The organism is Gemella taiwanensis, assembly GCF_054054385.1.
Window position 1 is genome coordinate 1 of the sequence record NZ_JBSMTL010000012.1, and the last position, 24,751, is coordinate 24,751.

General features: G+C 32.5%; 19 protein-coding genes. 5 read left to right on the forward strand and 14 right to left on the reverse strand.

Annotation, left to right across the window (positions count from 1 at the left end):
• Nucleotides 1-416: 416 nt before the first annotated feature.
• Both ACWOA3_RS07560 and ACWOA3_RS07565 read left to right on the forward strand, forming a co-directional pair.
• Entirely contained in the window at nucleotides 417-1,043 is a 627-nt protein-coding gene (locus ACWOA3_RS07560; protein ID WP_456885113.1) for a superoxide dismutase, read from the forward strand.
• 334 nt (nucleotides 1,044-1,377) lie between these two features.
• Nucleotides 1,378-2,475 (forward strand): metallophosphoesterase, encoded by a 1,098-nt coding sequence (locus ACWOA3_RS07565; RefSeq protein ID WP_003147536.1) that lies wholly within the window; start codon nucleotides 1,378-1,380, stop codon nucleotides 2,473-2,475.
• A 71-nt stretch (nucleotides 2,476-2,546) separates the two neighbouring features.
• On the opposite strand, the gene ACWOA3_RS07570 is transcribed toward ACWOA3_RS07565, so the two are convergent.
• Together ACWOA3_RS07570 and ACWOA3_RS07575 are read right to left on the reverse strand one after the other, a co-directional pair.
• Nucleotides 2,547-3,002 (reverse strand): hypothetical protein, encoded by a 456-nt coding sequence (locus ACWOA3_RS07570; RefSeq protein ID WP_003147535.1) that lies wholly within the window; start codon nucleotides 3,000-3,002, stop codon nucleotides 2,547-2,549.
• A gap of 2 nt (nucleotides 3,003-3,004) precedes the next feature.
• Nucleotides 3,005-3,277, reverse strand: coding sequence for a hypothetical protein (locus tag ACWOA3_RS07575; protein ID WP_003147534.1), 273 nt, complete (start codon nucleotides 3,275-3,277; stop codon nucleotides 3,005-3,007).
• 217 nt (nucleotides 3,278-3,494) lie between these two features.
• Between ACWOA3_RS07575 and ACWOA3_RS07580 the strand changes: the two genes are divergently transcribed.
• Nucleotides 3,495-4,709 carry a lipid II:glycine glycyltransferase FemX gene (locus ACWOA3_RS07580; RefSeq protein ID WP_456885116.1) on the forward strand — a complete coding sequence of 405 codons (1,215 nt, stop codon included), beginning with the start codon at nucleotides 3,495-3,497 and terminating at the stop codon, nucleotides 4,707-4,709.
• Nucleotides 4,710-5,167: 458 nt separating this feature from the next.
• On the opposite strand, the gene ACWOA3_RS07585 is transcribed toward ACWOA3_RS07580, so the two are convergent.
• Complete coding sequence (locus tag ACWOA3_RS07585) at nucleotides 5,168-5,503, reverse strand: zinc ribbon domain-containing protein YjdM (protein WP_003147532.1); 336 nt, start codon at nucleotides 5,501-5,503, stop codon at nucleotides 5,168-5,170.
• 295 nt (nucleotides 5,504-5,798) lie between these two features.
• Here ACWOA3_RS07585 and ACWOA3_RS07590 point away from each other — a divergent pair, with 295 nt between their 5' ends.
• Together ACWOA3_RS07590 and ACWOA3_RS07595 are read left to right on the forward strand one after the other, a co-directional pair.
• Complete coding sequence (locus ACWOA3_RS07590; protein WP_456885118.1) at nucleotides 5,799-7,124, forward strand: FAD-containing oxidoreductase; 1,326 nt, start codon at nucleotides 5,799-5,801, stop codon at nucleotides 7,122-7,124.
• A 209-nt stretch (nucleotides 7,125-7,333) separates the two neighbouring features.
• Nucleotides 7,334-8,533 carry a dicarboxylate/amino acid:cation symporter gene (locus tag ACWOA3_RS07595; protein WP_003147530.1) on the forward strand — a complete coding sequence of 400 codons (1,200 nt, stop codon included), beginning with the start codon at nucleotides 7,334-7,336 and terminating at the stop codon, nucleotides 8,531-8,533.
• A 391-nt stretch (nucleotides 8,534-8,924) separates the two neighbouring features.
• Here the strand turns inward: ACWOA3_RS07595 and ACWOA3_RS07600 are convergent, their stop codons facing one another.
• From ACWOA3_RS07600 to nox, 11 genes are all read right to left on the reverse strand, one after another.
• Complete coding sequence (locus ACWOA3_RS07600; protein WP_456885120.1) at nucleotides 8,925-9,989, reverse strand: endonuclease; 1,065 nt, start codon at nucleotides 9,987-9,989, stop codon at nucleotides 8,925-8,927.
• A gap of 74 nt (nucleotides 9,990-10,063) precedes the next feature.
• On the reverse strand, nucleotides 10,064-10,960 hold the full coding sequence (locus ACWOA3_RS07605; RefSeq protein WP_456885121.1) for a DMT family transporter: 897 nt from the start codon (nucleotides 10,958-10,960) through the stop codon (nucleotides 10,064-10,066).
• A gap of 236 nt (nucleotides 10,961-11,196) precedes the next feature.
• Nucleotides 11,197-13,002, reverse strand: coding sequence for an ABC transporter substrate-binding protein (locus ACWOA3_RS07610; RefSeq protein ID WP_456885123.1), 1,806 nt, complete (start codon nucleotides 13,000-13,002; stop codon nucleotides 11,197-11,199).
• Between the two features lie 403 nt (nucleotides 13,003-13,405).
• Nucleotides 13,406-15,208 carry an ABC transporter substrate-binding protein gene (locus ACWOA3_RS07615; protein WP_456885125.1) on the reverse strand — a complete coding sequence of 601 codons (1,803 nt, stop codon included), beginning with the start codon at nucleotides 15,206-15,208 and terminating at the stop codon, nucleotides 13,406-13,408.
• A gap of 394 nt (nucleotides 15,209-15,602) precedes the next feature.
• Nucleotides 15,603-17,405 (reverse strand): ABC transporter substrate-binding protein, encoded by a 1,803-nt coding sequence (locus ACWOA3_RS07620; protein ID WP_456885126.1) that lies wholly within the window; start codon nucleotides 17,403-17,405, stop codon nucleotides 15,603-15,605.
• A 278-nt stretch (nucleotides 17,406-17,683) separates the two neighbouring features.
• Nucleotides 17,684-18,589: an ABC transporter permease gene (locus ACWOA3_RS07625; RefSeq protein WP_316452071.1), complete on the reverse strand. Its 906-nt coding sequence runs from the start codon at nucleotides 18,587-18,589 to the stop codon at nucleotides 17,684-17,686.
• A 14-nt stretch (nucleotides 18,590-18,603) separates the two neighbouring features.
• The gene (gene opp4B / locus ACWOA3_RS07630; RefSeq protein ID WP_442566384.1) at nucleotides 18,604-19,569 is read right to left on the reverse strand and encodes an oligopeptide ABC transporter permease; all 966 of its coding nucleotides are present in this window, start codon (nucleotides 19,567-19,569) and stop codon (nucleotides 18,604-18,606) included.
• Nucleotides 19,569-20,501 carry an ATP-binding cassette domain-containing protein gene (locus ACWOA3_RS07635; protein ID WP_442566383.1) on the reverse strand — a complete coding sequence of 311 codons (933 nt, stop codon included), beginning with the start codon at nucleotides 20,499-20,501 and terminating at the stop codon, nucleotides 19,569-19,571. Before ACWOA3_RS07635 ends, opp4B begins: the two co-directional genes overlap by 1 nt.
• On the reverse strand, nucleotides 20,494-21,498 hold the full coding sequence (locus tag ACWOA3_RS07640; protein WP_442566382.1) for an oligopeptide/dipeptide ABC transporter ATP-binding protein: 1,005 nt from the start codon (nucleotides 21,496-21,498) through the stop codon (nucleotides 20,494-20,496). The genes ACWOA3_RS07635 and ACWOA3_RS07640 overlap by 8 nt, the downstream gene beginning before the upstream one ends.
• A 337-nt stretch (nucleotides 21,499-21,835) precedes the next feature.
• Nucleotides 21,836-22,651: an MBL fold metallo-hydrolase gene (locus ACWOA3_RS07645; RefSeq protein WP_456885129.1), complete on the reverse strand. Its 816-nt coding sequence runs from the start codon at nucleotides 22,649-22,651 to the stop codon at nucleotides 21,836-21,838.
• A gap of 367 nt (nucleotides 22,652-23,018) precedes the next feature.
• Nucleotides 23,019-24,401, reverse strand: coding sequence for a H2O-forming NADH oxidase (nox, locus tag ACWOA3_RS07650; protein WP_003147504.1), 1,383 nt, complete (start codon nucleotides 24,399-24,401; stop codon nucleotides 23,019-23,021).
• Nucleotides 24,402-24,751: the final 350 nt, after the last annotated feature.

The following is a 24,751-nucleotide window of genomic DNA, read 5'->3' on the forward strand; positions in this document are numbered from 1 at the left end:
CTCTTTCATACATCTCAACACATTTTACTTTAAATTCAAAACTATAACGCATAAAAATACCCCTTTCACTGGTTTGTCCAGTAAAAGGGGTACATATCAAAATCGATTTTGTCGAGTCACCCCCGCACAGTTTATTAGATATCTAAAAAGCTTTTTTAAAGCGAATTTAGATATCAATAAACCACTGCGTCCATGAGTTCTCATATGAACCTTGTTAAATTTTTGGACTTTTGGGTCAACCTTATTTCCATTTCAAACTTTATTAACTTTTATTTAGTTTTAATTAGTTGTTATTACAACGATTAAAATAGTTTTTTATCGGAAAAAAAATTTTTTGTAAGCATTTTTGTTGTTTATTTTTAATATTTTTCTTATAATTATTATATATTTATAAAAACCCTAGGAGGATTATTACTATGACATTTAAATTACCTGAATTACCTTATGGATTCGATTTCTTAGAACCAGTTATCGACGCTAAAACTATGGAAATTCACCACGACAAACACCACGTTGCTTACGTTAACAACTTAAACGCAGCTTTAGAAAAACACCCAGAATTCGAAGCTAACTGCATCTGCGGTTTACTAAAAAACATTGATAACGTACCTTCTGACATCCGTCAAGCTGTTATCAACAACGGTGGTGGACATCACAACCACAGCCTATTCTGGAAATCTCTAACTAAAGCAGATTCTTCTGAATTCGCTGGATTAGTAAAAGAAAAAGTTGAAGCTGAACTTGGTGGATACGAAGAGTTCGTTAAGAGCTTCTCAGCTGCAGCTGCTACAAGATTTGGTAGTGGTTGGGCATGGCTAGCTTTAGATAAAGAAGGTAAATTAGTAGTTACTTCTACAGCTAACCAAGACTCTCCATACTTAACAGGTCTTACTCCAATCCTTGGATTAGACGTTTGGGAACACGCATACTACCTAAACTACCAAAACCGTCGTCCAGACTACATTAAAGAATTCTTCCGTGTTGTAAACTGGGATTTCGTTAACGAACGCCTAGCTAAACACTTAGAAAAATTAGGTAAATAATTACATAGATAAACAAAAAGCTGTCGTATGATGGCTTTTTGTTTTTTTAGTTTATCTCATCTCCTTCCCAACCTAATTTAATGACAATTTAAGCTAGATAATGTATAATGAAAAGCACTCTGTTAGGGCTAACTCAAAAGTCCTAAATTTTAAAAAAGTGTATATGATAATTCATAGACACAGTGGTTTATTGATATCTAAATTCGCTTTGTAAAAGTTTTTTAGACATCTAATAAACTGTGCAGGGGTGACTCAACAAAATCTTGTTTCTCCGAAATCATGATTTTTGAGTCACTCCCTTACATTTGTTATTAAATAGATTAAAGGAGAATTGATGTTGAATAATTGGAAACTTATAGCCGGCTTCATTGGGGTATTCGCAGTATATGAAATACTAGTATTTCTGATGTGTCTAGGTTTAAAATGGATGATCTCACCTTTCGTTCCAGCTAAGGTTAAATTAGCTATTGCTATCACACTATTTATCATTGCTAACTTTTCTATTATAGCTTATATGCTAAGATTAGGTGCACCGTGGGTAAATTATGGGAACATCTGGTACTTCTACTTCTTGAATGGCACAGTCATAGGTGTTATCTTATTAATCGCTAAGTTATTACTGAAAATCTTCAAATTAAACCTTAATCAAGGAATTAGTTTAAGTATAACTACTCTATATTTATTAGGTATGACTGCTCTAGGATTATTTTGGGCATACTCACCTACTGTGATTAATAAGACTATTAAGGTAGATAAACACATTGAAAAACCTATTAAAATTGCCATGGTATCCGATCTTCATCTTGGGACATTTTTCTCAAATCCTCAACTTGAAAAACTGAATAAGATTGTTGACGAAGAGAAGCCAGATACTGTAGTTATCGCAGGAGACCTTATGGATGATGATATGGTTATGTACAAGAAACGTAATATGCAAGAAAGCCTAAGCAAGCTAAAAGCTCCTCTAGGCGTTTACACTACAATGGGAAATCACGACCGTGACGCACTAGAAATAGTAAACGAGGTTAAAAAGACAGGGATAATCCCACTGTTTGATGAAAGTATTACACTTAATAACGATATTACATTAGTAGGGCGTAAAGATAAGAGTGTCAGTCGTGATAGACTAGATACAGATGACCTGCTTAAGAGCGTTGATTTAAACAAGACTATCGTTCTTATCGATCATCAACCTGATGCTGTTGATTATCACGCTACCTTACCTATAGATGTTCAACTTTCTGGACATACTCACCGCGGACAACTATGGCCGTTAAACTTCATCACAGATGTAGTTTATACCCTAGATCATGGCTACGCAAAGATTAATGGTAAACATTTCTTCACTTCTGCAGGTTATGGTTTCTGGGGACCACCTTTCAAAACTACAGCTCGTAGTGAAGTATGGATGATTACAATCGAAGGAAAATAAAGAATATAAAATACCCCAAAAGTTAGTGTATTCTAACTCTTGGGGTTAACTTTTATTCATATCTTGAAATATTATTGTTTAACCTCATCTCTGATGCTATCCCATAGTTCTTTTGCTTGCACTAAATCTAAACCATAGTGCTCTCTAATAATTTTAATATTTGCAATATCACCAACATCTGGATTAACAACTTCTTTTATATCAGTATAATCACTAGCAATTAGCTCTTTAACTTGTAATGTGCGTCTGTTTAAAGCATCTTCTTTTACAGCTTCCCATAATGCTTTTGCATCATACAGTACTAGATCTGTATATCTATCTCTTATCATCTTAACATTATGAATATCTCCTTTAGAAGCATCGACTACTGAAAGTACTTCCTCTCTATTGCTATCTTTCACAAGTTCATTAAATTTTTCTTTACTAACTTTTTGTTTTTCTGCCCATTCTTCTTTTGACTTACTGTTCCTAGTTGAAAAAAACATAAAAATCGCTATTGCTAAAATAATAATTAATGCTATCTTCATAATTAAATTCCTTTACTCTTTTTTACAATTTCTATTAGTTTTTTTGCATCTTTTCCATTTAAAAAGTATGCTTTTCTTAATGCTGCAATATTAAATGCATCGTCTTGGCTTAAGTTTATAACCTTTTCTAATTCTTTTTTATAAGACGCACTTTGAAGTCTTTCAAATGCTTCTTTACTCTTTTCATCACGTTTTTTTATTTTATCTCTCACGTTAGCAATCATCGCATAGACAAATATAAATCCAAGCATGATGTACAATGTATTCATGTTCATCGCAATTACTTCCTTTAAATTATTTTATACATTAATTATATAAGTTTTGTATGCAGTTGTAAACATTTTAATTAAGTTATTGATAAATTCCCAAAGTAAGTTCCAGAAAAAAATTAAAGTGTAATTAACTTATTTATCGCTCATCTCCTCTGAAAATTGATTTTTTTACTATAATTTGTTATTATTAAGTGTACTTTAGTTAAAGGATTATTGAATAATGAAATTTTTAACAAATATTAACGATGAAAAATATACTGAATTTATAAAAAATCACAAACATGGTAATATGATGCAAGCTATCGAGTGGTCTCACATTAAAAACACTTGGGGGGCTGTAAGAGTAGCTGTCGCAGACGACAATGACAATATTATAGCTGCTGTTCAAATACTAACTCGCCAAGGATTGTGGTACGCTCCTCGTGGTCCAATTCTTGATTATACTGATGCCAATCTACTAAACTTCTTTTTAACTAACCTTAAAAAATTCGCCAAAGAAAAAGGTGCTAAAATGGTTAAACTAGACATTCCAACTGCGATAAAAGATGAAAAACTTGCAGTGTTTAAGGATGTTGAGGTAAATAGAGAGAACAACACTCTTATTAAAGTATTCAAGGATAATGGTTATAAGCACAAAGGTTTCAGCCTTGATATGAGCAGTACTATTCAACCACGTTTTAACACAGTTACAAAACTTGAACAAGAAGTTCCTGATCTTTTCCCGAAAGATACACGTCGCTTAATTCGTGATGCAGAGAAGAAATTCGTTGAAGTTAGACATTGTGGTAAAGAAAATCTTGATGACTTCCTTTTTGCCCTAGCTTGTACTGAAAAAAGAAAAAACATCTCTCTTCGTGGACGTGAGTATTTTGAAAACTTACTAGATACTTTTGGAGACAATGCTTTATTATACATTTCATATATAAACGTAGAAAAAGCTGTAAAAGAATGCCATTCTAGAAAAGAAGCTCTTGAGAATGAAATTGAAGCTCTTGGAGAAAAATCTCCGAAGAAAAAACGTACTCTTCTTGAACAAGTAGCTGGAATTGAAAAGCTAATCGTTCTATTTGATAGCTTAGAGATCGAAGATAAGAGCAAGGATCAGGTAATAAGCGCTGCGATTACTATCGCTTATGGTAACCATGCAGAAATTATTTACGCTGGTATGAATGAAGCCTTCGCGAAACTTCCTGCACAATATAAGGTATTTTCTGATACGATGAAAAAAGCTCAAGAAATGGGTGTTAAAGAAGTGTCTATGGGTGGAATCGAAGGAGATCTAAACGATAGTCTACTTGGATTTAAATCAAAATTCGCTCCAAATATCGTAGAATACTACGGAGAGTTCGATTTAGTAGTCTCTCATGTATTCAATTTAATGTACAACTACGGATTACCATTAAGAAGAAAAATATTGAAATTAATAAGAAGATAAAAAACAAGTCTGTAAATCACTATGGTTTACAGACTGTTTATTTATTCTAATCTACTCACTGTATATTTTTTAAACATTTGTTCTTTTGATTGTGGTGCGAGACGTCTTCAACCAACTTTTCAAAGAAAAGATTGTTTTTCGACTAAAAAGGTTTACCTAAAAGTCTTAAATTTCTTAAAAATAGTTTATATAAAAACTCATAGACGCAATGGTTTATTGATATCTAAATTCGCTTTATAAAAGCTTTTTAGATATCTAATAACCTGTGCGGGGGTGATTCGATAAAATCGATTTCTCCGAAATCACGATTTTTGAATCACTCCCTTTCCTCGATAAAATTCAACAGCATTTTATTCCCACCACTATAAAGAACAAATGAAAAATATATATAAAAATTAAAAGAGCTATACTCTTAATGATTTCATCAAAATCATACTATTGAGTCAGCTCTTTTTGTATTATATTTTTTTAACGAATTCAGATTTTAGTTTCATAGCTCCGAAACCATCAATTTTACAATCGATATTGTGGTCTCCGTCAACTAATCTGATATTTTTAACGCGAGTTCCTTGTTTTAATGTAGAAGAACTACCTTTAACTTTTAAATCTTTAATTACAGAAACTGTATCTCCATCTTGAAGTACATTTCCATTAGCATCGCGGTAAACTTTTTCCTCTTCTGCTCCACTAGTATCTTCTGGTGACCACTCGTGAGCACACATAGGACATACTAGCATGTTTCCATCTTCATAAGTATATTCACTTTTACATTCTGGACAATTAGGTAATGTCATTTGTTTCCTCCATAAAATTTCATATTTGTACAAAGGATATTATACCATAATGAGAAGCAATATCAAAACAATATCAAAAATTATTTTCTTGAAAACGTTGGTATTATAACGATTTTAACCGTAATATATTCCATCCTAAAATTTTTTTAAAAAAATCGTCTACTTTTGTAGGCAAAGTGCTTGAAATTTTGAAAAAGTAGGAGTAAAATATGAACTAAAGAGTTTTCATCTTATATTTATTTAAAAAATATAAAATATAAACAATATAAATTTAAAACAAAAGAGGAATTAAATTATGGTTAAATATGATTTATTAGTAGTAGGATTCGGTAAAGCCGGAAAAACTTTAGCAGCAACATTCGCTAAAGAAGGAAAAAAAGTAGCAGTAGTTGAAGAAAGCAGTGCAATGTACGGTGGTACTTGTATTAACATCGGATGTATTCCAACTAAAACTTTAATTGTAGCTGCAGATAACAAAAAAGACTTCGCAGAAGCTAAAGCTACAAGAGACGCAGTTGTATCTAAACTTAACGCTAAAAACTTCGCTATGTTAGACAATAGTCCAAACATTGATGTTTATACAGCTCACGCTAAATTCGTTTCTAACAAAGTAGTAGAAATTTCTGCTAACGGAGAAACTAAACAACTTGAAGGTGAAATCGTAGTAATTAACACTGGAGCTAAAAACAATGTATTACCAATTCCAGGATTAACAACATCTAAAAATGTTTACGACAGCACTGAATTCCAAAAATTAGAAAAAGCTCCTAAAACTCTAGGAATTATTGGTGGAGGTAACATCGGATTAGAATTCGCTAACCTTTACGCTCGTCTTGGAGTTAAAGTTACAGTAATCGACTTCGCTCCTGGAATCTTAGGAAGAGAAGACAAAGATATCGCTGAACTTGCTCAAGGATACTTAGAAGAAGCAGGAATCGAGTTCAAATTAGGAACTGCAACAAAAGAAATCCGCAACAACGGAGAACTTGTTGTAGTTGATACAGAAAAATATGGTCCACTAGAATTCGAAGCAGTATTACACGCAACTGGACGCCGTGCTAACACTGAAGGATTAGGATTAGAAAACACTGACATCGAATTACGTCCAAACGGAACAATCGTAGTAGACGAATTCTGTCAAACATCTGTAGAAAATGTATTCGCAGTCGGTGATGTTAACGGTGGATTGCAATTCACTTACGTATCATTAGACGACTTCAGAGTAGTTAACGGATACTTACACGGTAACAAAGAATACACAACTGCTGACCGTAAAAACGTACCTTACTCAACATTCATCTCTCCAGCATTATCTCACGTTGGATTACACAAAGAAGAAGCTGAGGCAGCTTACCCTAACGTTGCAGTAGCATCATTACCTGTTGCTAACATGCCTAGAGGAGCTGTTAACCAAGACCCACGTGGATTATTCCGTGTAACTGTAGACAAAGACACTAACTTAATTCTTGGAGCTACTCTATTCGGTAAAAACTCAGAAGAAATTATCAACCTAATTAAAATGGCAATTGATAACAAAATTCCTTACACTTACATCAGAGATCAAATCTTCACTCACCCAACAATGGCTGAAAACTTAAATGATGTATTCAAATTAATCTAATAACTGCATAAAGCTTAAAATCTCAATAATCATTTGAGGTTTTAAGCTTTTTTTATTTATTTTATTAGAACTTCTTCTATATAAATATATAAAATTTTCAAATAATTGAAAAAATATAACTCAATACCTTTACAAAGCAACAGTTTTCTTGTATAATGTACACATGTCTTTTTAAAAAATACAATAAAATAAAAAAAGGAGATCGAACAATGAGTTTATATAAAAGAATTCCATTAATAGTAAAACTTATTATCGCTGTAACATTAGGGATAGTTTTAGGAAGTACTCTATCGACGTCTATTATTAGAGTTTTCGTTACTTTCTCATCAATTTTCAGCTCATTCTTAGGATTCACAATCCCACTTATTATCGTTGGATTTATCGTACCAGGTATTAGCCAAGTTTCAAACAACGCTGGTAAATTACTTGGACTTTCAACAGGAGTTGCATATATTTCTACAATTATTGCAGGAACATTTGCATTCTTAACAGCTGAAGCAGTATTACCAAACATCTTAGCTAACGCTACATTACAATCATTCAAAAACCCAGAGGATTTATTATTAAAACCTTTCATCGAGTTTAAAATGACTCCAATTTTTGATGTTACTACTGCTCTTATTATCTCATTCATCTTAGGAATCGGAATTTCAGCAACTCAATCAGAAGGACTTAAACAAGGATTCGCAGACTTCGGAGAAATTATTGAAAAATTACTTGCTTCAGTAATTATTCCACTTCTTCCATTCTACATCCTAGGTGTATTCATGAACATCACAGCTTCTGGTGAAGTATTCAAAATCTTAAAAATCTTCGCAATGGTATTCGTATTAATTATTATTATGCACGTAGTAATCATTATTATCCAATACTTTGTTGCTGGAACACTTAACGCTAGAAACCCATTCAAGATGCTTGTTAACATCTTACCTGCATACATGACAGCGATTGGTACTCAATCTTCAGCTGCTACTATCCCAGTAACACTAAGAAGTACTAAAAAAATGGGTGTTGATAAAAACATTGCAAACTTCACAATTCCATTATTCGCTACTATCCACTTATCAGGAAGTACAATTACATTAACTACATGTGCGTCTGCAGTATTCTGGTTACAACACGGTGCTACATTCCCATCAGCTGCAGTAATGATTAAATTCATCCTATTACTAGGTGTAACAATGGTAGCTGCTCCTGGGGTCCCAGGTGGTGGAGTTATGGCGGCTCTTGGATTATTACAATCAGTTCTTGGATTCAACGAAATCATGTTATCTCTAATGATCGCATTATACATTACTCAAGATAGCTTCGGAACTGCATGTAACATCTCTGGAGATGGAGCTTTATCAGCAATTGTTGATAGATTAAATAGAATATTCTTCAAAAAGGACGAAGAACAAAAAGCATAAAAAATTATCCCACAAACATAAGTTTGTGGGATTTTTCATTGTTAAAAAAATATTGGTTATAGACGTCTCGCACCACAATCAAAAGAACAAGTGTCGATAGAATTTACTTTGTTAAAAAGAAATAACTATATATTCATCTGTTCTTTATAATTCCAAAGATCCTTTTAACTATATAATATAATTAAATTCACCTACTGTTTATAGTGCTGCAGTAAAACTTATAGTTTTACTTAGAAAATCAAAGACCACAGGCTTTGATTTTAGCCGGAAAGTCCTTTTGCACAGCAAAAGAATTGTAGGCTCCTAAAGCTACATTAAAACAGTAGGTTATCGAATAATACTTAACAAAAAAGCAGCTCCTTGACCTAATCTCCGAGCCGCTTCTTTTATTCTATTTTAATTTATATCTTAATTTTACCGGATTATGATCACTATATCTATACTCTTGATTTAGCGTCTCTACTCCAAGTACTTCAATATTATCACTTGCTATATACCCATCGATAATAAAGCCATAAGTACCTTCACTATCTTTCACATAAGGTTTATTGTTAAGTCTGGCAGAATTTTTACTTTCATCATAAACTAACTTAAATCCTACTGGTAATAAACTCTTATCTAAATTCTCAGCACGCCATAATTCTTTTGGAACAACGTTAATCTCATCTTGTGTTAAAGTTTTTAACGACTGATTAAAGTCTGCCCCAACCAATACATAATTACCTTTCTTATACTCATAATCGATAAACTCAAGCAGTTGCTTCATCTGAGCTTTTTTACCAGAATTACCTTTGTCATAAGCATCAAGATGTGCATTGATTAATAAAAGGTGTTTATCACTATTTTCTACTTTTGTATAAATAACAGAAAATCCACGTTTTAAATTAGCCAGTCTTTCAGGGAAAGTAAATGGAATTGCCATTTGGAATCTTCTTGCATTTTCTATTTTAAAATCAGTCGCAGTATATATACCACTTTTCACCTTTCCTAGTGGTGGTAATGGATATGGAATATATCTAACCTTGAAATTATAGGCTAAAATACTATTTAAACCAAGCGTTTCATCAAATGCTCTAACTTGATTCATATTATAACTACGTTTTGAATCTTCATCAATTTCTTGAATAAAATTAACATTAGCTTTCTCATTTTTAACTATTTCTGTAATATTCTTTAGATTTTCTTCTACATGAGCTTTATCAAGAGGTAACACCATCTTTCCACCATCCATAAAGAAATCTTCATCTTTATCAAGCCCAGCATAACCTATATTCCAATTAAGCGCACTATATTCTGTTCCTACTTTTGCTATTTCTGAATTACCTTGTTTAGTGACCGGCAGGCTCTCTACACCATTAGGACTGTATTCTGTCGCCCATAAATAGCCAACTAAGCCCGCAAAACCTAAAGCTGCTACTAACACTAAACTAATAACTATTTTTAATATTTTTTTCATCATTAACCTCATAAAAAAGGGGACTCGATAAAATCACAATTTTCGAGTCACTCCCTATTGCTCTTCATTATAAACTATTTATCTTTCTTCTTATCCGGTAATTGTGAAACGATAATTCCCACGAAAACGATAAGCATACCGATTCCTTCTCTTATCCCAATGTGTTCACCAAGGATAAGCACTCCACCTATTGCAGCTACAACAGACTCTAAACTTAATATTAGAGATGCTGTATGTGGCGGAACATCTTTTTGACCTACAATCTGTAAAGTATAACCTACTCCACTTGAAAGTACACCTATCGCTAGTAACGGCCAAATAACACTCATTATATCCGCAAAGACGATTGTTTCCTTGAAAACAGCTAATACTAAGCTCAATACAGATACTACGACTAATTGAACGATAGATAAGAACATTGAATTAACTCTAGCAGCCGAATAATCAATAACAATAATATGAATCCCGAATAGAACCGCACTGATTAAAACGATAATATCTCCCATCTCTAAAGAAAATTCTTCTTTTACAGATAAGAAATAAAAACCAATTACAGATAAAATCAATCCTATAATAAAGAATTTATTAAGTTTATTTCCTAAAAAGACACCTATAAATGGTACTATACAAATATACAAAACTGTAATAAATCCAGCTTTACCTGCAGTTGTCATACCAATACCAATTTGCGAAATATACATCGCGAAAAATAGTACAATTCCACAAATACCACCAAGCACCCAACTTTTATTTTTTGTTATAGGCTCAGCTAACACTTTTGGATCTTGACTCTTATACAAACTCGGCACTAGCAATGCAACAACAATAAGAAAGACTACTGCAATTATCGATCTTATACCTACAACTGTTAACGGTCCTAGAACTTTACTTGCTATATTTTGCCAAATAAAAGCCAGACCCCAAATAATTGTAACAATTATTAATAATAACTCCGAAATAAATTTTCTCATTAATACACCTTTCCTATAATTTTTTATGAATTTAAAATTTTAAAAGTATTCACTATCATAGCAATAAATACATTATACTTTTATAATTTTATACGTTATTTCCAAAAAATTCAACTGTTAGCTACCGCGTACGCTATCTATCCATTCCAAATTATTTTAAATATTTCCTAGGAAATACTAATTCACAAAAAACGACATAGACAACCGAAGTTATCTATGTCGTATTTTAATTTTTATTATTTAGCACCTTCGTTAGCTGTTAACTCAAGTTCATAAAGTTTGAATTGGTTTTTCTTAGCTTTAGCTAAATCGTATGATTTAACACGTTTGTTGAAGAATGTGATACTTGTATCCCAGCTTAATGGGAAGAATGGTAATTCTTCAGCAACTTCACCATCAAATTTGTTGTAAGCCGCTTTTAATTTAGCATCGTCAAACATATCTGCTGATCCTTGAGCTTTGAAGCTGTTTTCGAATGCTTCAGTAGTGTAACGATATAAGTTTAATGGAGCTTTTTTACCTAGTAACTCTTGACGGTTAGGGTTTGTTCCATATTGCCAAGCTGCTTGGAAGATGTCGATTGATGGATCATCTGCTTGTACACGTTGAGAGAAGTCTTTTGGAGACATAAGTTTTCCGTCTACTAATTTAACATCTAATCCTACTTCTTTCCATGATTTAACGAATACGTCAGCTAATGCTTGGTCATATTCAGCACCTGTGTTACGGATTGCGAAGTTGAATGAAAGTTTGTTTCCGTTTTTGTCTTCACGTAGTCCGTCTCCATCTTTATCTTTGTATCCTGCGTCATCTAATAATTTTTTAGCTTTTTCTACATCTTTTTTAGCTGCAGTAGCATTTTCGTTTACTAATTTACCTACAGCTGCTGGGTACATACCAGATCCAGTTGGAGTGAAACGTAATCCTTTGAAGATTTTTTCATTGATTTGGTCACGGTCAACTGCATATAGGAATGCTTGACGTAAGTTTTTGTCTGCTAATTTAGAGTTAGGATCAACTACGTTTTCACCTTTTTCTTTGTCGAATTTACCTAGTTTGAATCCTACATATGACATGTAACGAGAAGTATCACCTAAGAATGTTCCGTTTTTGATGTCTTTTGCTCCTTCGTAAACACTTGGAGTAACGCTATCGATATAGTCAACTTCTCCATTTTTGATTACTTGGCTAGCTTGAGCTGGAGCTACTGTTTTGAACTCGATTTTTTTAAGTTTCATCTTGTCTTTGTTGTAGTAGTAAGGGTTTTGTTCTGCAAGAACACTTTCTCCGTTTACTACTTTAGTAATGTAATAAGGACCATATGATAATGGTTTTTTGTTTAAGTCTGCTTCAGCAAATTTAGCGAAGTCTTTAGAAGCTTCTTCTACTTGTTTAGCATTTAAGAAGTCAGTAACTAAACCTTCACCCCATAGTAATGATGGACGTACTTCAGTGTATTTAATTACTACAGTTTTATCATCTTTAACTTGAAGCCCTGAGATGTTTTTCGCTTTTCCAGCGTGGTATTCTTTCATACCTTCGATAAACTCGTATGCCTCATTGTAACGAGTGTTTGTAGTGAATTTAGGGTTACCCATAAGTTCGTATGTAGCTACGATATCTTTAGAAGTGAATGCTTCACCGTTGCTCCATTTAGCACCGTCATGGATAGTTAATGTAACTTCTTTCTTATCACGATCTAAGTGGAATTTAACTGCTGCATTAGCATCATCTTGTACAACACGTCCTTCTTCATCAACAGGGAATGTTCCACCCATAACAGCTTGGTTTACGTATTGATCTTCAGCTTTATCTGAGAATACAGGGTTCCAAAGACCTGTTAATGGTTGTGCTGATAAGATACCATATTTTAATGTAGCACCATCTACAGCTGAACCACCGTTATCAAAGCTTGTTTTAAATTCTACTTTTGCTTTAGGAGCGTTTTTGCTTCCAGAATTACTTGATGTTGAACATCCAGCTAAAATTACTGAAAGAGCCATCGCTGAACTAAATACTTTTAGAAACTTATTCTTTTTCATTTTATTTCCTCCATAATATATAAAAACTTATTTTCAATTATTTATGAAATAATTTTAACATCATTTTAACGATAAGTCAAGTAAATTTTCAGAAAATAATATAAAAATAACAAAATTCTCTTTTTAAATTTCTGTTCGATATTTTAAAACTATAAATTTAATATTAGTTAACTAAATTGTATTCTATTGTTTTACAAATATATATTTTTCTTATTTTACTCACATAATAGGGATATCTCGTATCAAAATCTACTATTCTTTTCATTTCAGTTTCGTTAAATTAATATATTTATTTTTACACAAAAAAAGACTGAGGGTGACTTGACAAAATCTTGTTTCTTAAGAAATCACGATTTTTAAGTCACTCTCAATCCTCTTTAAAACTTAATATAAAATTTTTAAATTATCCTTTTGCACTGTCATTAGAAGTAAGCTCTAATGCATACAGTTTTTGTTCACCATAAGCATATTTCTTAACATCGAAGTTTTTGATACGTTTGTTTATCCAAGTAATATCTGTACTCCAGCTAAATGGTAACCAAGCAGCTTCTTCTGCAAAGTCTTTATCGAACTTTTTATATGCTTCTTTCCGTTTTGCATCATCTAGCATTTCTTTAGAGTTGATTGTTTCTAAATCTTTTTTAAGAACATCACTCATATATCTTTGATAGTTAACTTTAGCTTTATCGCTTAATAGACGTGCTGGGTTAGGGTTAGTACCTAAGCTCCATGCTCCTTGGAATAAGTCGATAGATGGATCGTCACTTGTTACACGTTGTGTCCAATCTTTTGATGACATTAATTTTCCATCAGCTAGTTTTACATCTAATCCTACTTCTTTCCATGATTTAATAAATGCATCAGCAAGAGTTTGATCGTAGTCTTGACCTGTGTTACGGATTGCAAAGTTAAATGTTAATTTCTTACCATCTTTATCTTCTCTTAATCCGTCTCCATCAACATCTTTAAGTCCTGCTTCATCAAGAAGTTTTTTCGCTTTTTCTACATCTTTTTTGTATTTGAATCCATCTTTATCGTAGTAATCTTCTGAACGTGTTGGGTAAATACCTGAATTTGTAGGTGTGAATCGTAGTCCTTTGTAGATTTTTTCATTTAATTGATCCCAATCTACAGCATAACCGAATGCTTGACGTACTCGTTTATCCGCTGCTTTTGCGTTCGGATTTACTTTCACTTCATTTTTCTCTTTATCCCATGTACCTAGTTTAAACCCTACATATGAAATATAGAAATCTGGTTGTCCTAGTAATGTTCCATTTGAATAGTCTTTTACCGCGCTCCATACATTTGGAGTTACTTGTGACATGTAGTCAATTTCACCATTTTTAATTATAGAGCTTGCCTGAGCTGGTGCAACTACTTTATATTGGATTTCTTTTACTTTTACATCGTCTTTTTTATAGTAGTAAGGATTTTGTTTAGCAAGCACACTTTCTCCATTTACTACTTTATCTAAGTAATATGGACCATAAGATAATGGTTTTGTATTTAATTCCGCTTCTACAAATTTACTGAAATCTTTTGATGCAGCAGCTACTTGATCTTTATTAAGGAATGTTGTTATGAATCCACTTCCCCAAAGAAGAGCTGGTTTTACATCTTTATATTGAATTACTACTGTTTTATCATCTTTTTTAGTAAGACCTGAGATTTTTTCAGCTTTACCTTCGTGGTAAGCTTTCATACCTTCTATTGTTTCAAATTCACTCTTATAACGGATATTATCTTTATACTTAGAGTTACCCATAAGTTCGTACGTTGCGATAATATCATCCGCTACTACATCTTGATTGTTACTCCATTTTAAATCTTTACGGATAGTAAGTGTTACTTGTTTTTTATCCTTATCTAAATGGAACTTAACAGGCGCATCTTCATCATCTTCTTTTAATTTATATGAATGATCAAAAGCAAATGTGTGTGCCATAGTGTCTTCCATTACTGCATTATCTGTTGCTTGCAGGTGAAATACTGGGTTAAACATACCTGTTAATGGATCAGCACTAAGGATACCAACTTTCAGTATAGAATCACTTACCGCACTTCCACCGTTATCAACTGATGTTTTAAATTCTACCGATGGTTTTCCGTCTTTTGATGATTTTGACGACGTTGAACATCCTGCTAAAATAATTGATAGTGCCATTGCTGAACTGAATACTTTTAAAAATTTATTTTTCTTCATTTTTTCCTCCAATATAACTTTAGTTTATTAATAATTAATAAAGACAAAATTTAAGACGAGGTATCTTTGCTACATTAAAGCGCGATACTTCGCCTTGAATCTATGTAAATTTGTAGCTCTACATATTTTTATTAAGAATATAGGAATAACTCAAAAATCGTGATTTCGAGTCAACCCTTGTTAATTAATTTTTCATTTAAAAGTTATATCTATTTTTTTATTAATATTTCGTATATTCATATTTTCAAAGGCGAGAGGGCTTAAATTAGAAACCTCTATTGAAATTCTAATTTTTCATCCCTCTCAAAAATTAATTGAAAATAAAATGAAATATAAGTTTATTAGGGGGAAATTCAACTAAGTGACCTTAGCCAAATCTCAATCCTAAACTAAATTAATTTTTTGCTGGTGCATCAGCAGTTAACTCTAAACCGTAAACTTTTTGTTCACCAGTTTTTAGTTTCGCTAAGTCGAATGATTTAACACGTTTGTTAACCCATGTCATAGATTGTTGCCAGCTGAATGGTAACCAAGCAGCTTCTTCTCTGAATTGTTTATCAAATTTTTGATATGCATCTTTAAGTTTAGCATCATCAAACATGTCGCTACTTCCCATTGCATCTAATGATTTTTGTAATTCTTCAGTTGTATAACGTTGTAAGTTAAGTGGTGAAGTTTTTCCAACTAATGAAGCTACGTTAGGATCACTTCCTAATCCCCAAGCTCCTTGGAAGATGTCGATTCCTGGATCATCTGCTTGAGTACGTTGTGACCAATCTTTAGGTGCCATAAGTTTTCCATCTACTAATTTAACATCTAACCCTACTTCTTTCCAAGATTTAACGAATGTATCCGCTAATGTTTGGTCGAAGTCTTGACCTGTGTTACGGATAGCGAAGTTGAATGATAATTTCTTACCATTTTTATCTTCTCTTAATCCGTCTCCATCTGTATCTTTAAGTCCTGCTTCATCAAGAAGTTTTTTCGCTTTTTCTACGTTCTTAGTATATTTTTCACCGTCTTTGTTGTAGAACATTTTAACGATTGGCGGATAGAATCCAGATCCTGTTGGTGTGAAACGTAATCCTTTATAAACTTTTTCATTGATTTGATCCCAGTCTACTGCATAACCGAATGCTTGACGTACACGTTTGTCAGCAGCTTTAGCATTTGGATCTACTTCAACTTCACCTTTTTCTTTATTGAACTTACCTAGTTTGAATCCTACATATGATACATAGTAGTCAGATTCTCCTAAGATTGTTCCATTTTTAGCGTCTTTAGTACCATCCCAGATACCTGTAGTTAAACTGTCCATTAAGTCTACATCACCGTTTTTAAGAACAGCACTTGCTTGAGCTGGTGATACAACTTTAAATTGGATTTCCGGAATTTTCACATCAGATTTTTTGTAGAAGTAAGGGTTAGCTTTCGCTAATACACTTTCCCCGTTTACTACTTTATCTAAGTAATATGGTCCGTAAGATAATGGTTTTTTGTTTAAGTCTGCTTCAACAAATTTAGTGAAGTCTTTTGATGCAGCTTCTACTTGAGCTTTGTTTAAGAATTCTCCGATGAATCCATTACCCCATAATAATGCTGGTTTAATCTCTGTATACTTAAGCACTACAGTTTTATCATCTTTTTTAACTACTCCAGAGATATTTTTTGCTTTCCCTTCGTGATAGTCCTTCATACCTTCGATTACTTCGTACTCATCACTGTAACGAACGTTTTCAGTGTACTTAGGATTACCCATAAGTTCATAAGTCGCAACGATATCATCCGCTTTTACGTCTTCTCCGTTACTCCATTTAAGATCTTTATGAATAGTTAATGTAACTTCTTTTTTATCGCGATCAACGTGGAACATAACTGGTGCATCTTTGTCATCTTGTTTTAGACGGTTTGCATCGTCAAGTGGGAAAGCACCATTCATTGTATACTTCATTACATCATTATCTGTTGATTGTAAGAAGAATACAGGATTAAACATCCCTGTTAGTGGATCTGCTGAAGTAATACCAACTTTTAATTGTTGACCACTAAGCGCATTTCCACCATTGTCCACGGCTGTCTTAAACTCTACAGCTGCCTTTGTTCCCTTAGAATTGTTACTTGCGCTTGAACATCCTGCAAGTAACATTGTGAGAGCCATAGCTGAACTAACTACCTTTAACATTTTTTTCTTTTCCATTATCTTATCCTCCATGCTGTATTGTATACAGCCTTTCTTTAATATTGTATTTAGCAATTATATCAAAGAAATTTACTCTAGTCAAGTAATTGTCAGAAAATTTTACATTATTTTTTTAATTTTCGCTGAAATGGATATAAATATTAATTATCTATCGATAACACTCATTACGAATACCATTCAATTTATATAATCTATTTCAAACTAAATACCAATCTAGATTTCTTTAAGAAAACATAAAAAAGCCATGTAGAAATCTTTCTACATGACTTTCTAAATTATAATCTTTGTCTAGCATCTAAGCTACGTCTTAATGCTCCACCAATAGAATTGATACATAGTACGATAACTAAGATTGCAAGGGCTGCTGGTAACCAAATATACATTTTGTTAATAAGAACGTCTGCATCTTTTGCATAAGATAACATTGTACCTATACTTGGTGTTCCCGCTGGAAGACCGAATCCAAGATATGTTAAACCTACCTCAATCCCCATATTAGCAGCTAATGATAATGTAGCTTCTACTATGATGATAGAACTGATATTTGGTAAAATTCCTTGTAACATGATTTTCCAATCAGGTGTTCCCATAGTTTTTGAAGCAAGGACATAATCACGACGTGATTCTGATAATGCTTTACTACGTACTAAACGAGTCGATCCCATCCATGCGAATGCTGATAAAATCAGAATGAATAGTACAAGTCCGTAATCACGTTTAATACTTACGAATACGATGATTACCATAAGCGTTGGGATAATTACCATAAAGTCTACAAAACGCATCACAATGTTGTCAACACGTCCACCGTAGTATGCAATAACTAACCCTACTGCAGTACCAAACCCAATTGTTAAAGCTGTTACCGCAACTGCGATAAGAATTGAGTTAAGCATCCCCATCATTAGCCATCCAAAAACTGAGTGACCTCCTACATCTGTACCTAATAAGAATCCATCTTCACCAGGTTTTAAGAAAATATTTAATAAATCTACATCAAAGTAAGTACTATATACTCCACTCACACGAATGTAAATATTGAAAAGTACTACAAAAATTAAAATTGCACTTAATGTGATTAAAGCTGCAAAAGCACCTTTATCCTTTTTAAATTCACGAGCCACAACTGAAAACCCAGAAGGAGTTTTAGTTATAACTTTTTCTTCTTTTGCTTTTGTCATTGTTCAACTTCCTCCTAGTCTAATTTAATACGTGGGTCAACAATTGCCATGATAATATCACTTAATGTACTACCAAGCAATGTTAAGAATCCTGAGAATAACATTAATGTTGTAACGACACTGTAGTCTCTATCTTGAATACTTTGGTAGAATAATTGTCCCATTCCAGGGTAACCAAAGATTGTTTCTACGAAGATACCACCACTGAATAATCCAGTAATAGAGAATCCAAAGAATGCTGCGATTGGTAAGATAGAGTTTCTGAAAATGTGTCCTGAGTAAACTTTTTTAACTGGTACACCTTTAGAACGCGCTGTTTTAACATAATCACTTTGTTTTGCATCGATAACTTCATTACGTAAATATTGAACAGTTGATACTGTTGATAATAACGCTAAACAGATACCAGGTAAAACTAAGTGTTGCAGTTTGTTAATATAGTATGAGAATGTTCCTGGATCAAGGTTAACATCTACAGATCCACTTGTTGGGAACCATCCTAAACCGAAACCAAATAATGCAATCATGAATAAGTATAATACAAATGATGGAATCGCTAGGAAGAAGAAGTTATAGAAGTTAACGAATTTATCGAATTTAGATCCGTTATAACGACCTGCATACATCCCCATAGGAATTGCGATTGCATACATAATTACCGCTGTAAATAATGACAGGTTGAATGTATTGAAAATTCTTTCTCCTAAAAGTGTTCCTACTGATTTACCAGTAGTATAACTTAGTCCGAAATCACCATGCATGAAATTTTTCAACCAAGTTAGGTATTGTTGGTACCAAGGTTCATAGAACCCACTCGCTTGACGAATCGCCTCAATTTGTTCTTGAGATATTTTTGGATTTTCTGCTAAACCACTAAATGGATCCCCAGGCATAAGTTTAGCTAGACCAAACACTAGTACACTAAGGATGAATAGCTGTGGTATCATTACTAAAACACGTTTTAAAACTACTTTCCACATTATACTTCTCCTCCTTTCATAGCTACATAGTGTGTATCTGTTAATTTTTTAAGTGGATATACTCTTCCATCTTTATCGAAATAATCATTATAATGTTTTTGATATTCTTCTTCAACAGCTTGTCTAATTTCTTTTACTTCTTTTGCTTTATCTAAGTTAGTACTTGGTATCGCTGCGATTAGACGTTTTGTATAAATATGTTGTGGATTATTATAGATATCTTCACGTGTTCCGCGTTCTACGATACGACCACGATACATGATATAAATGTAATCACACATATGTTTAACAACACCAAGGTCATGAGAGATAAATAAATAACTTATATTAAAATCCTTTTGGATTTTTTTCATGAAGTTTAATACCTGTGCTTGAACTGAAAGGTCAAGGGCAGATACTGGCTCATCGGCTACGATTAAACGAGGATTACATGCAATAGCACGCGCAACTCCGATACGTTGACGTTGTCCACCTGAAAATTCAAATGGGTATTTGTACATAGCTTCTTCACCCATACCTACGATGTTAAGAAGTTCTAATACACGTTTTCTAGTATCTTCTTCAGATAAGTTTTCAAAATTGTTAATAGGTTCTGAAATTATGTCTATAATACGTTTTTTTGGATTTAAACTAGACATTGCATCTTGGAAAATCATTTGAACGTCATGATTATATTTAATTTTTTGACGAGCTGCTTTTTTAGTAACATCTTCATCTTTATAAATAATGTGTCCATCAGTTGCTTTTTCTAAACCTAAGACTACTTTACCTACAGTAGTTTTTCCACTACCACTTTCTCCGATTAGTCCATAAGTTTTCCCAGCTTCGATTTCAATATCAACACCATCTACTGCGTAGACATGATCTTTAATTGTATTGAAAAATCCACCACGGATGGGATAATGTACTTTTAGATTTTCTACTTTAAGCATTGTTCTCCTCCCCCTCAAATTCAAAGTTTTTATAACATGTACAACGAACATGATGACCTTCTTCTACCTCGTGTAGAGTCGGGTTGTGTTCATGTTCTTCATGTTTCACCCAAGGAATACGGTTTGCAAAACGACATCCTTGTCTATCTAATGTTTTTAGAGAAGGCACCATTCCTTGAATAACATAAAGTTCATCACCTGCTTCTTCATCATCAATTTGAGGAATACTACGTAATAAACTACGAGTGTAAGGGTGTTTTGGATTTTTGAAGATTTGTTCTGCAGTTCCAATTTCTACCACTTCTCCAGCATATAGCACGGCTACTCTATCAGCCATCTCAGCAACTACTCCAAGGTCATGAGTAATTAGGATAATTCCTGCATGCATCTCTGCTTGAAGTCCTTTAATAAGGTCTAAGATTTGAGCTTGAATTGTAACGTCTAGAGCTGTCGTTGGTTCGTCTGCAATAAGAACACTTGGTTTACAGCTCATCGCCATAGCTATCATAACACGTTGACGCATACCACCTGATAATTCGTGTGGATATTGTTTTGCACAACGTTCAGGGTTTGGAATACCAACCTGAGTTAATAATTCAATAACACGTTTTTGTCTTTCTTCAGCACTTAATTCTGTGTGATAAATTAAGGCTTCTTCAATTTGTTTTCCAATTCTATGTAATGGGTTTAACGAAGAAAGTGGATCTTGGAAAATCATTCCAATATCTTTTGTTCTAATTTTATTCATCTCATCTTCTGTTAAGTCTAGAATATTTTTTCCATTAAAAATAATTTCTCCAGTTGACTTAGTAAGATTTTCATTATGAAGACGCATAATAGTAGTCGCTAATGTCGACTTACCACAACCACTCTCTCCAACGATGGCTAATACTTCGTTTTTATATAGGTCTAAACTAACTTTATCAACAGCGTTAAAGTAATCGTCTTTGATTCTAAATGCTGTCTCTAGATTTTTAATCTCTAATAGTTTTTCCATTTACCTATCTCCTTCCAAAAAATAACTTACTTCAATAATAAATACAAACTTAAACTTTATTTCTTTTTGCATTTTCAATTAATATTGTTTTATTTCTAATCAAATTTATTTATAAATCATAACCTTGAATAAAAACAGCATAATACTATATTATAAAATTTTTAGAAAAAAAGCAATAAAAAAGAAAAAATTTAGAGAGAAAAATCTAGAATTTTCTGAATATTTATTAAAACACTCTATAAAACTACTAAAATTTCCTCTGAATATATTAAAAAAAAAACGACTCAAAATCTTATTTCCTAAAAAATATTTTATCAAGTCGCTCTTTTATTAATTTTTATATTTCTACTATCTTTGTTGGAACTACTGGATCAGTATCCATAATAATTATTTTATTATTACAATCAATAGTTTTATCAGCTTCCAAAACACACTCTATATCTTTATTTTTAAGAGTCATGTCAGCTGCCATACGAGCAAGTTCTTTCGTATTATTTTGCTCACTTAAGTGGGCTAAAAAGACATTTTTTGTGCTATCTCCTACTATTTTTGTTAAATAATTAGCAGAATCTGTATTTGATAAGTGACCCATGTCCGATAATATACGCTGTTTAGTCGTCCATGGATAAGGCCCACTAAGCAGAACATTCTCTTCATGATTGCTCTCATAGACAATAGTATGTGAATCTTTCACATAATCTATCATCTTATCAGAGACATAACCCGTATCTGTAAGAATACTCACCCTTTTTCCTTCACATTCAAATGTATAAAACTGTGGATTAATCGCATCATGACTAACTCCAAAACTATTAACAACTACATCATCAAAGATCTTGCTTTCTTCTTTTTCAAAATGAAACTTAAGATCTGAGCTGATTTCACCACATTTAGTCATGTTTTGCCAAGTAAGTTTATTAGCATAAACTGGAATATTATACTTCCTTGCGAGTACTCCTACTCCTTTTATATGGTCAATATGTTCATGTGTTACAAAAATTGCATTGATATCTTTAATATCACGCTCTATTTGCGCCAAGTTCTCTACTACTTTTTTCCCAGTCAGTCCTGCATCTACTAAACATTTAAAATTATTATGCTCTATATAGATACTATTTCCACTACTACTGCTGGCTAATACCGATAATTTCAAGTTGCACCTCCATATCTAACTATGTACTGCTACATTATATCACTTTTTTAAAAAATTTTTAAGATAAAAATACTTTAGCATATATAAAGTTTACTTTCTATAATTACTATATATATTTTTTTCTATAAAGACTCTAGTTCATGGAGAAAATCATCCCTACTATCAAAAAAATGGGAGTAACTCGAAAATTACGATTTCAAAGAAATCGATTTTATCGAGTTACTCCCTTCAAAGTTTATTAAATATCTATACAGTTTTTATAAAACGAATTTAAATATCAACAAACCACAACATCTATGAATTCCTATATAAATTTTTTATAATTTAGAATTCTAAGACGGTACTATTTTTTAAAAATTTTTATCTACTATTCTTTTGCTGATAAAGCAGCCATAGTTATATAGTTATACGGCTTGTTAAAATGCGGTAAGAAGAAAATATCTGTAAGAGCAAGTTTTTCAATAGTTACTTTCTCCTGGATGGCTAATGAGAATAAATGAATTCCCATTGAAATATCTTCTTTAGATGCAATTTGGGCCCCTAAAATTACACGACTATCTTTATCATATACTATTTTGATTTTTACTTCATGGTTATCATGTTCTATAAATTCTGGTTTTTGTAAGTCTGTATATTCTGTCACAGCTGCATTATAACCAAATCGTTTTGCTTTTTCTAATGTTAAACCAGTAGATACCATTTTCAGGTCATAGATACAAATACCATTCGAACCTTGAACACCTGCTGATTCGACTACATCTCCATCACCTCCAGCATTTAGAGCTGCAACTAATCCAGTACGAACTGCGTTAGATGCTAAGGCAATGTAGTTTGTATCACCAACTGCATTGTCATATACAGTTGCACAATCTCCAATAGCATATACGTCTTTTATGCTTGTTTCTTGTTTTTTATTAACTAAGAATGCTCCATTACGGAATAATTCAATTTTGCCATCACCTAATGCAGTATTTGGACGGAAACCTACAGCTAATACAACCATATCTACATCAAATGTTTCCTTATCAGTAATTAATCTTTCAACTTTTCCATCACCTTCAATAGCTTCTACTTTTTGTCCAAACGCTAATTTAATACCATGATCTTCTAGATTTTTCTTCATTAAATTAGAAAATTCAGGGTCATAATATCCAGCAAGACATGTATCTACTATATCTACTACAGTTACTTCTTTTCCTAAACGTTCAAATGCTTCTGCAAGTTCTACACCAATATATCCTGCACCTACCACTGCTACACGTTTAATATCTGGATTAGCATTAAGTTTATTAATTACCTCTTCAGAGTTTTGGTATAACTTAACAAATTGTAAATTCTCTAATGTAGCTTTAAACTCTCTGTTCCCTGGCACAATTTCTGCTCCTTTAATTGGAGGTAAGATAGGTGTCGATCCAGTCGCAAATATTAGTTTATCATAACCTTCAACGTGTTTTGTTTTTCCATCTAATAGTACGTGTACTTCTTTTTTATCATAGTCAACAGACTCAACAGGAGAATTCATATATACTTTGGCTCCTGCTTCTTCTAAAGACTCTTTACTAGCATAAAACAATCCTTCTGGACCTGAAATTTGCTTTCCAATCCATAAAGCCATTCCACATCCTAAAAATGAAATATTTGAGTTTTGGTCAAAAACTACCACTTCATTTTTATCACCATATGTTGCTAAAATTTTATTAACACATGCTGTCCCTGCATGGTTTGCTCCGACTACTACAATTTTACTCATTTATTCATACCTCTTTTCTTTATTTTGTGATAATAATTATCACTATCGATATTTTATAATAAATAATAAGAAATATCAATAAATATACCATTAAAATAGTAATAAATTTAACTTATTTAATCTGTTTTAAAAATTACAATATCGCTGTTTTAATAAAAAAAATAATAAAAACGCTATTTCTTAGACAAATCTTTTTGAAATATATATTGTATTACACTTACTGAAACATCTGTTACAATAATATAGATTTCATTCAAGATACTACACCCTATTATAGAATTATCATTATCCCAAGAAGATTTTCTAATAATTTTCAGAAAATTTTTAAAATAATTATTGATTTTCCTGAT

Bases quoted from the DNA above. Each gene is read 5' to 3' on its own strand.
- ACWOA3_RS07560 (WP_456885113.1), top strand. From the start codon at position 417: ATGACATTTAAATTACCTGAATTACCTTATGGATTCGATTTCTTAGAA.
- ACWOA3_RS07565 (WP_003147536.1), top strand. From the start codon at position 1,378: ATGTTGAATAATTGGAAACTTATAGCCGGCTTCATTGGGGTATTCGCA.
- ACWOA3_RS07570 (WP_003147535.1), bottom strand. From the start codon at position 3,002: ATGAAGATAGCATTAATTATTATTTTAGCAATAGCGATTTTTATGTTT.
- ACWOA3_RS07575 (WP_003147534.1), bottom strand. From the start codon at position 3,277: ATGAACATGAATACATTGTACATCATGCTTGGATTTATATTTGTCTAT.
- ACWOA3_RS07580 (WP_456885116.1), top strand. From the start codon at position 3,495: ATGAAATTTTTAACAAATATTAACGATGAAAAATATACTGAATTTATA.
- ACWOA3_RS07585 (WP_003147532.1), bottom strand. From the start codon at position 5,503: ATGACATTACCTAATTGTCCAGAATGTAAAAGTGAATATACTTATGAA.
- ACWOA3_RS07590 (WP_456885118.1), top strand. From the start codon at position 5,799: ATGGTTAAATATGATTTATTAGTAGTAGGATTCGGTAAAGCCGGAAAA.
- ACWOA3_RS07595 (WP_003147530.1), top strand. From the start codon at position 7,334: ATGAGTTTATATAAAAGAATTCCATTAATAGTAAAACTTATTATCGCT.
- ACWOA3_RS07600 (WP_456885120.1), bottom strand. From the start codon at position 9,989: ATGAAAAAAATATTAAAAATAGTTATTAGTTTAGTGTTAGTAGCAGCT.
- ACWOA3_RS07605 (WP_456885121.1), bottom strand. From the start codon at position 10,960: ATGAGAAAATTTATTTCGGAGTTATTATTAATAATTGTTACAATTATT.
- ACWOA3_RS07610 (WP_456885123.1), bottom strand. From the start codon at position 13,002: ATGAAAAAGAATAAGTTTCTAAAAGTATTTAGTTCAGCGATGGCTCTT.
- ACWOA3_RS07615 (WP_456885125.1), bottom strand. From the start codon at position 15,208: ATGAAGAAAAATAAATTTTTAAAAGTATTCAGTTCAGCAATGGCACTA.
- ACWOA3_RS07620 (WP_456885126.1), bottom strand. From the start codon at position 17,405: ATGGAAAAGAAAAAAATGTTAAAGGTAGTTAGTTCAGCTATGGCTCTC.
- ACWOA3_RS07625 (WP_316452071.1), bottom strand. From the start codon at position 18,589: ATGACAAAAGCAAAAGAAGAAAAAGTTATAACTAAAACTCCTTCTGGG.
- opp4B (WP_442566384.1), bottom strand. From the start codon at position 19,569: ATGTGGAAAGTAGTTTTAAAACGTGTTTTAGTAATGATACCACAGCTA.
- ACWOA3_RS07635 (WP_442566383.1), bottom strand. From the start codon at position 20,501: ATGCTTAAAGTAGAAAATCTAAAAGTACATTATCCCATCCGTGGTGGA.
- ACWOA3_RS07640 (WP_442566382.1), bottom strand. From the start codon at position 21,498: ATGGAAAAACTATTAGAGATTAAAAATCTAGAGACAGCATTTAGAATC.
- nox (WP_003147504.1), bottom strand. From the start codon at position 24,401: ATGAGTAAAATTGTAGTAGTCGGAGCAAACCATGCAGGGACAGCATGT.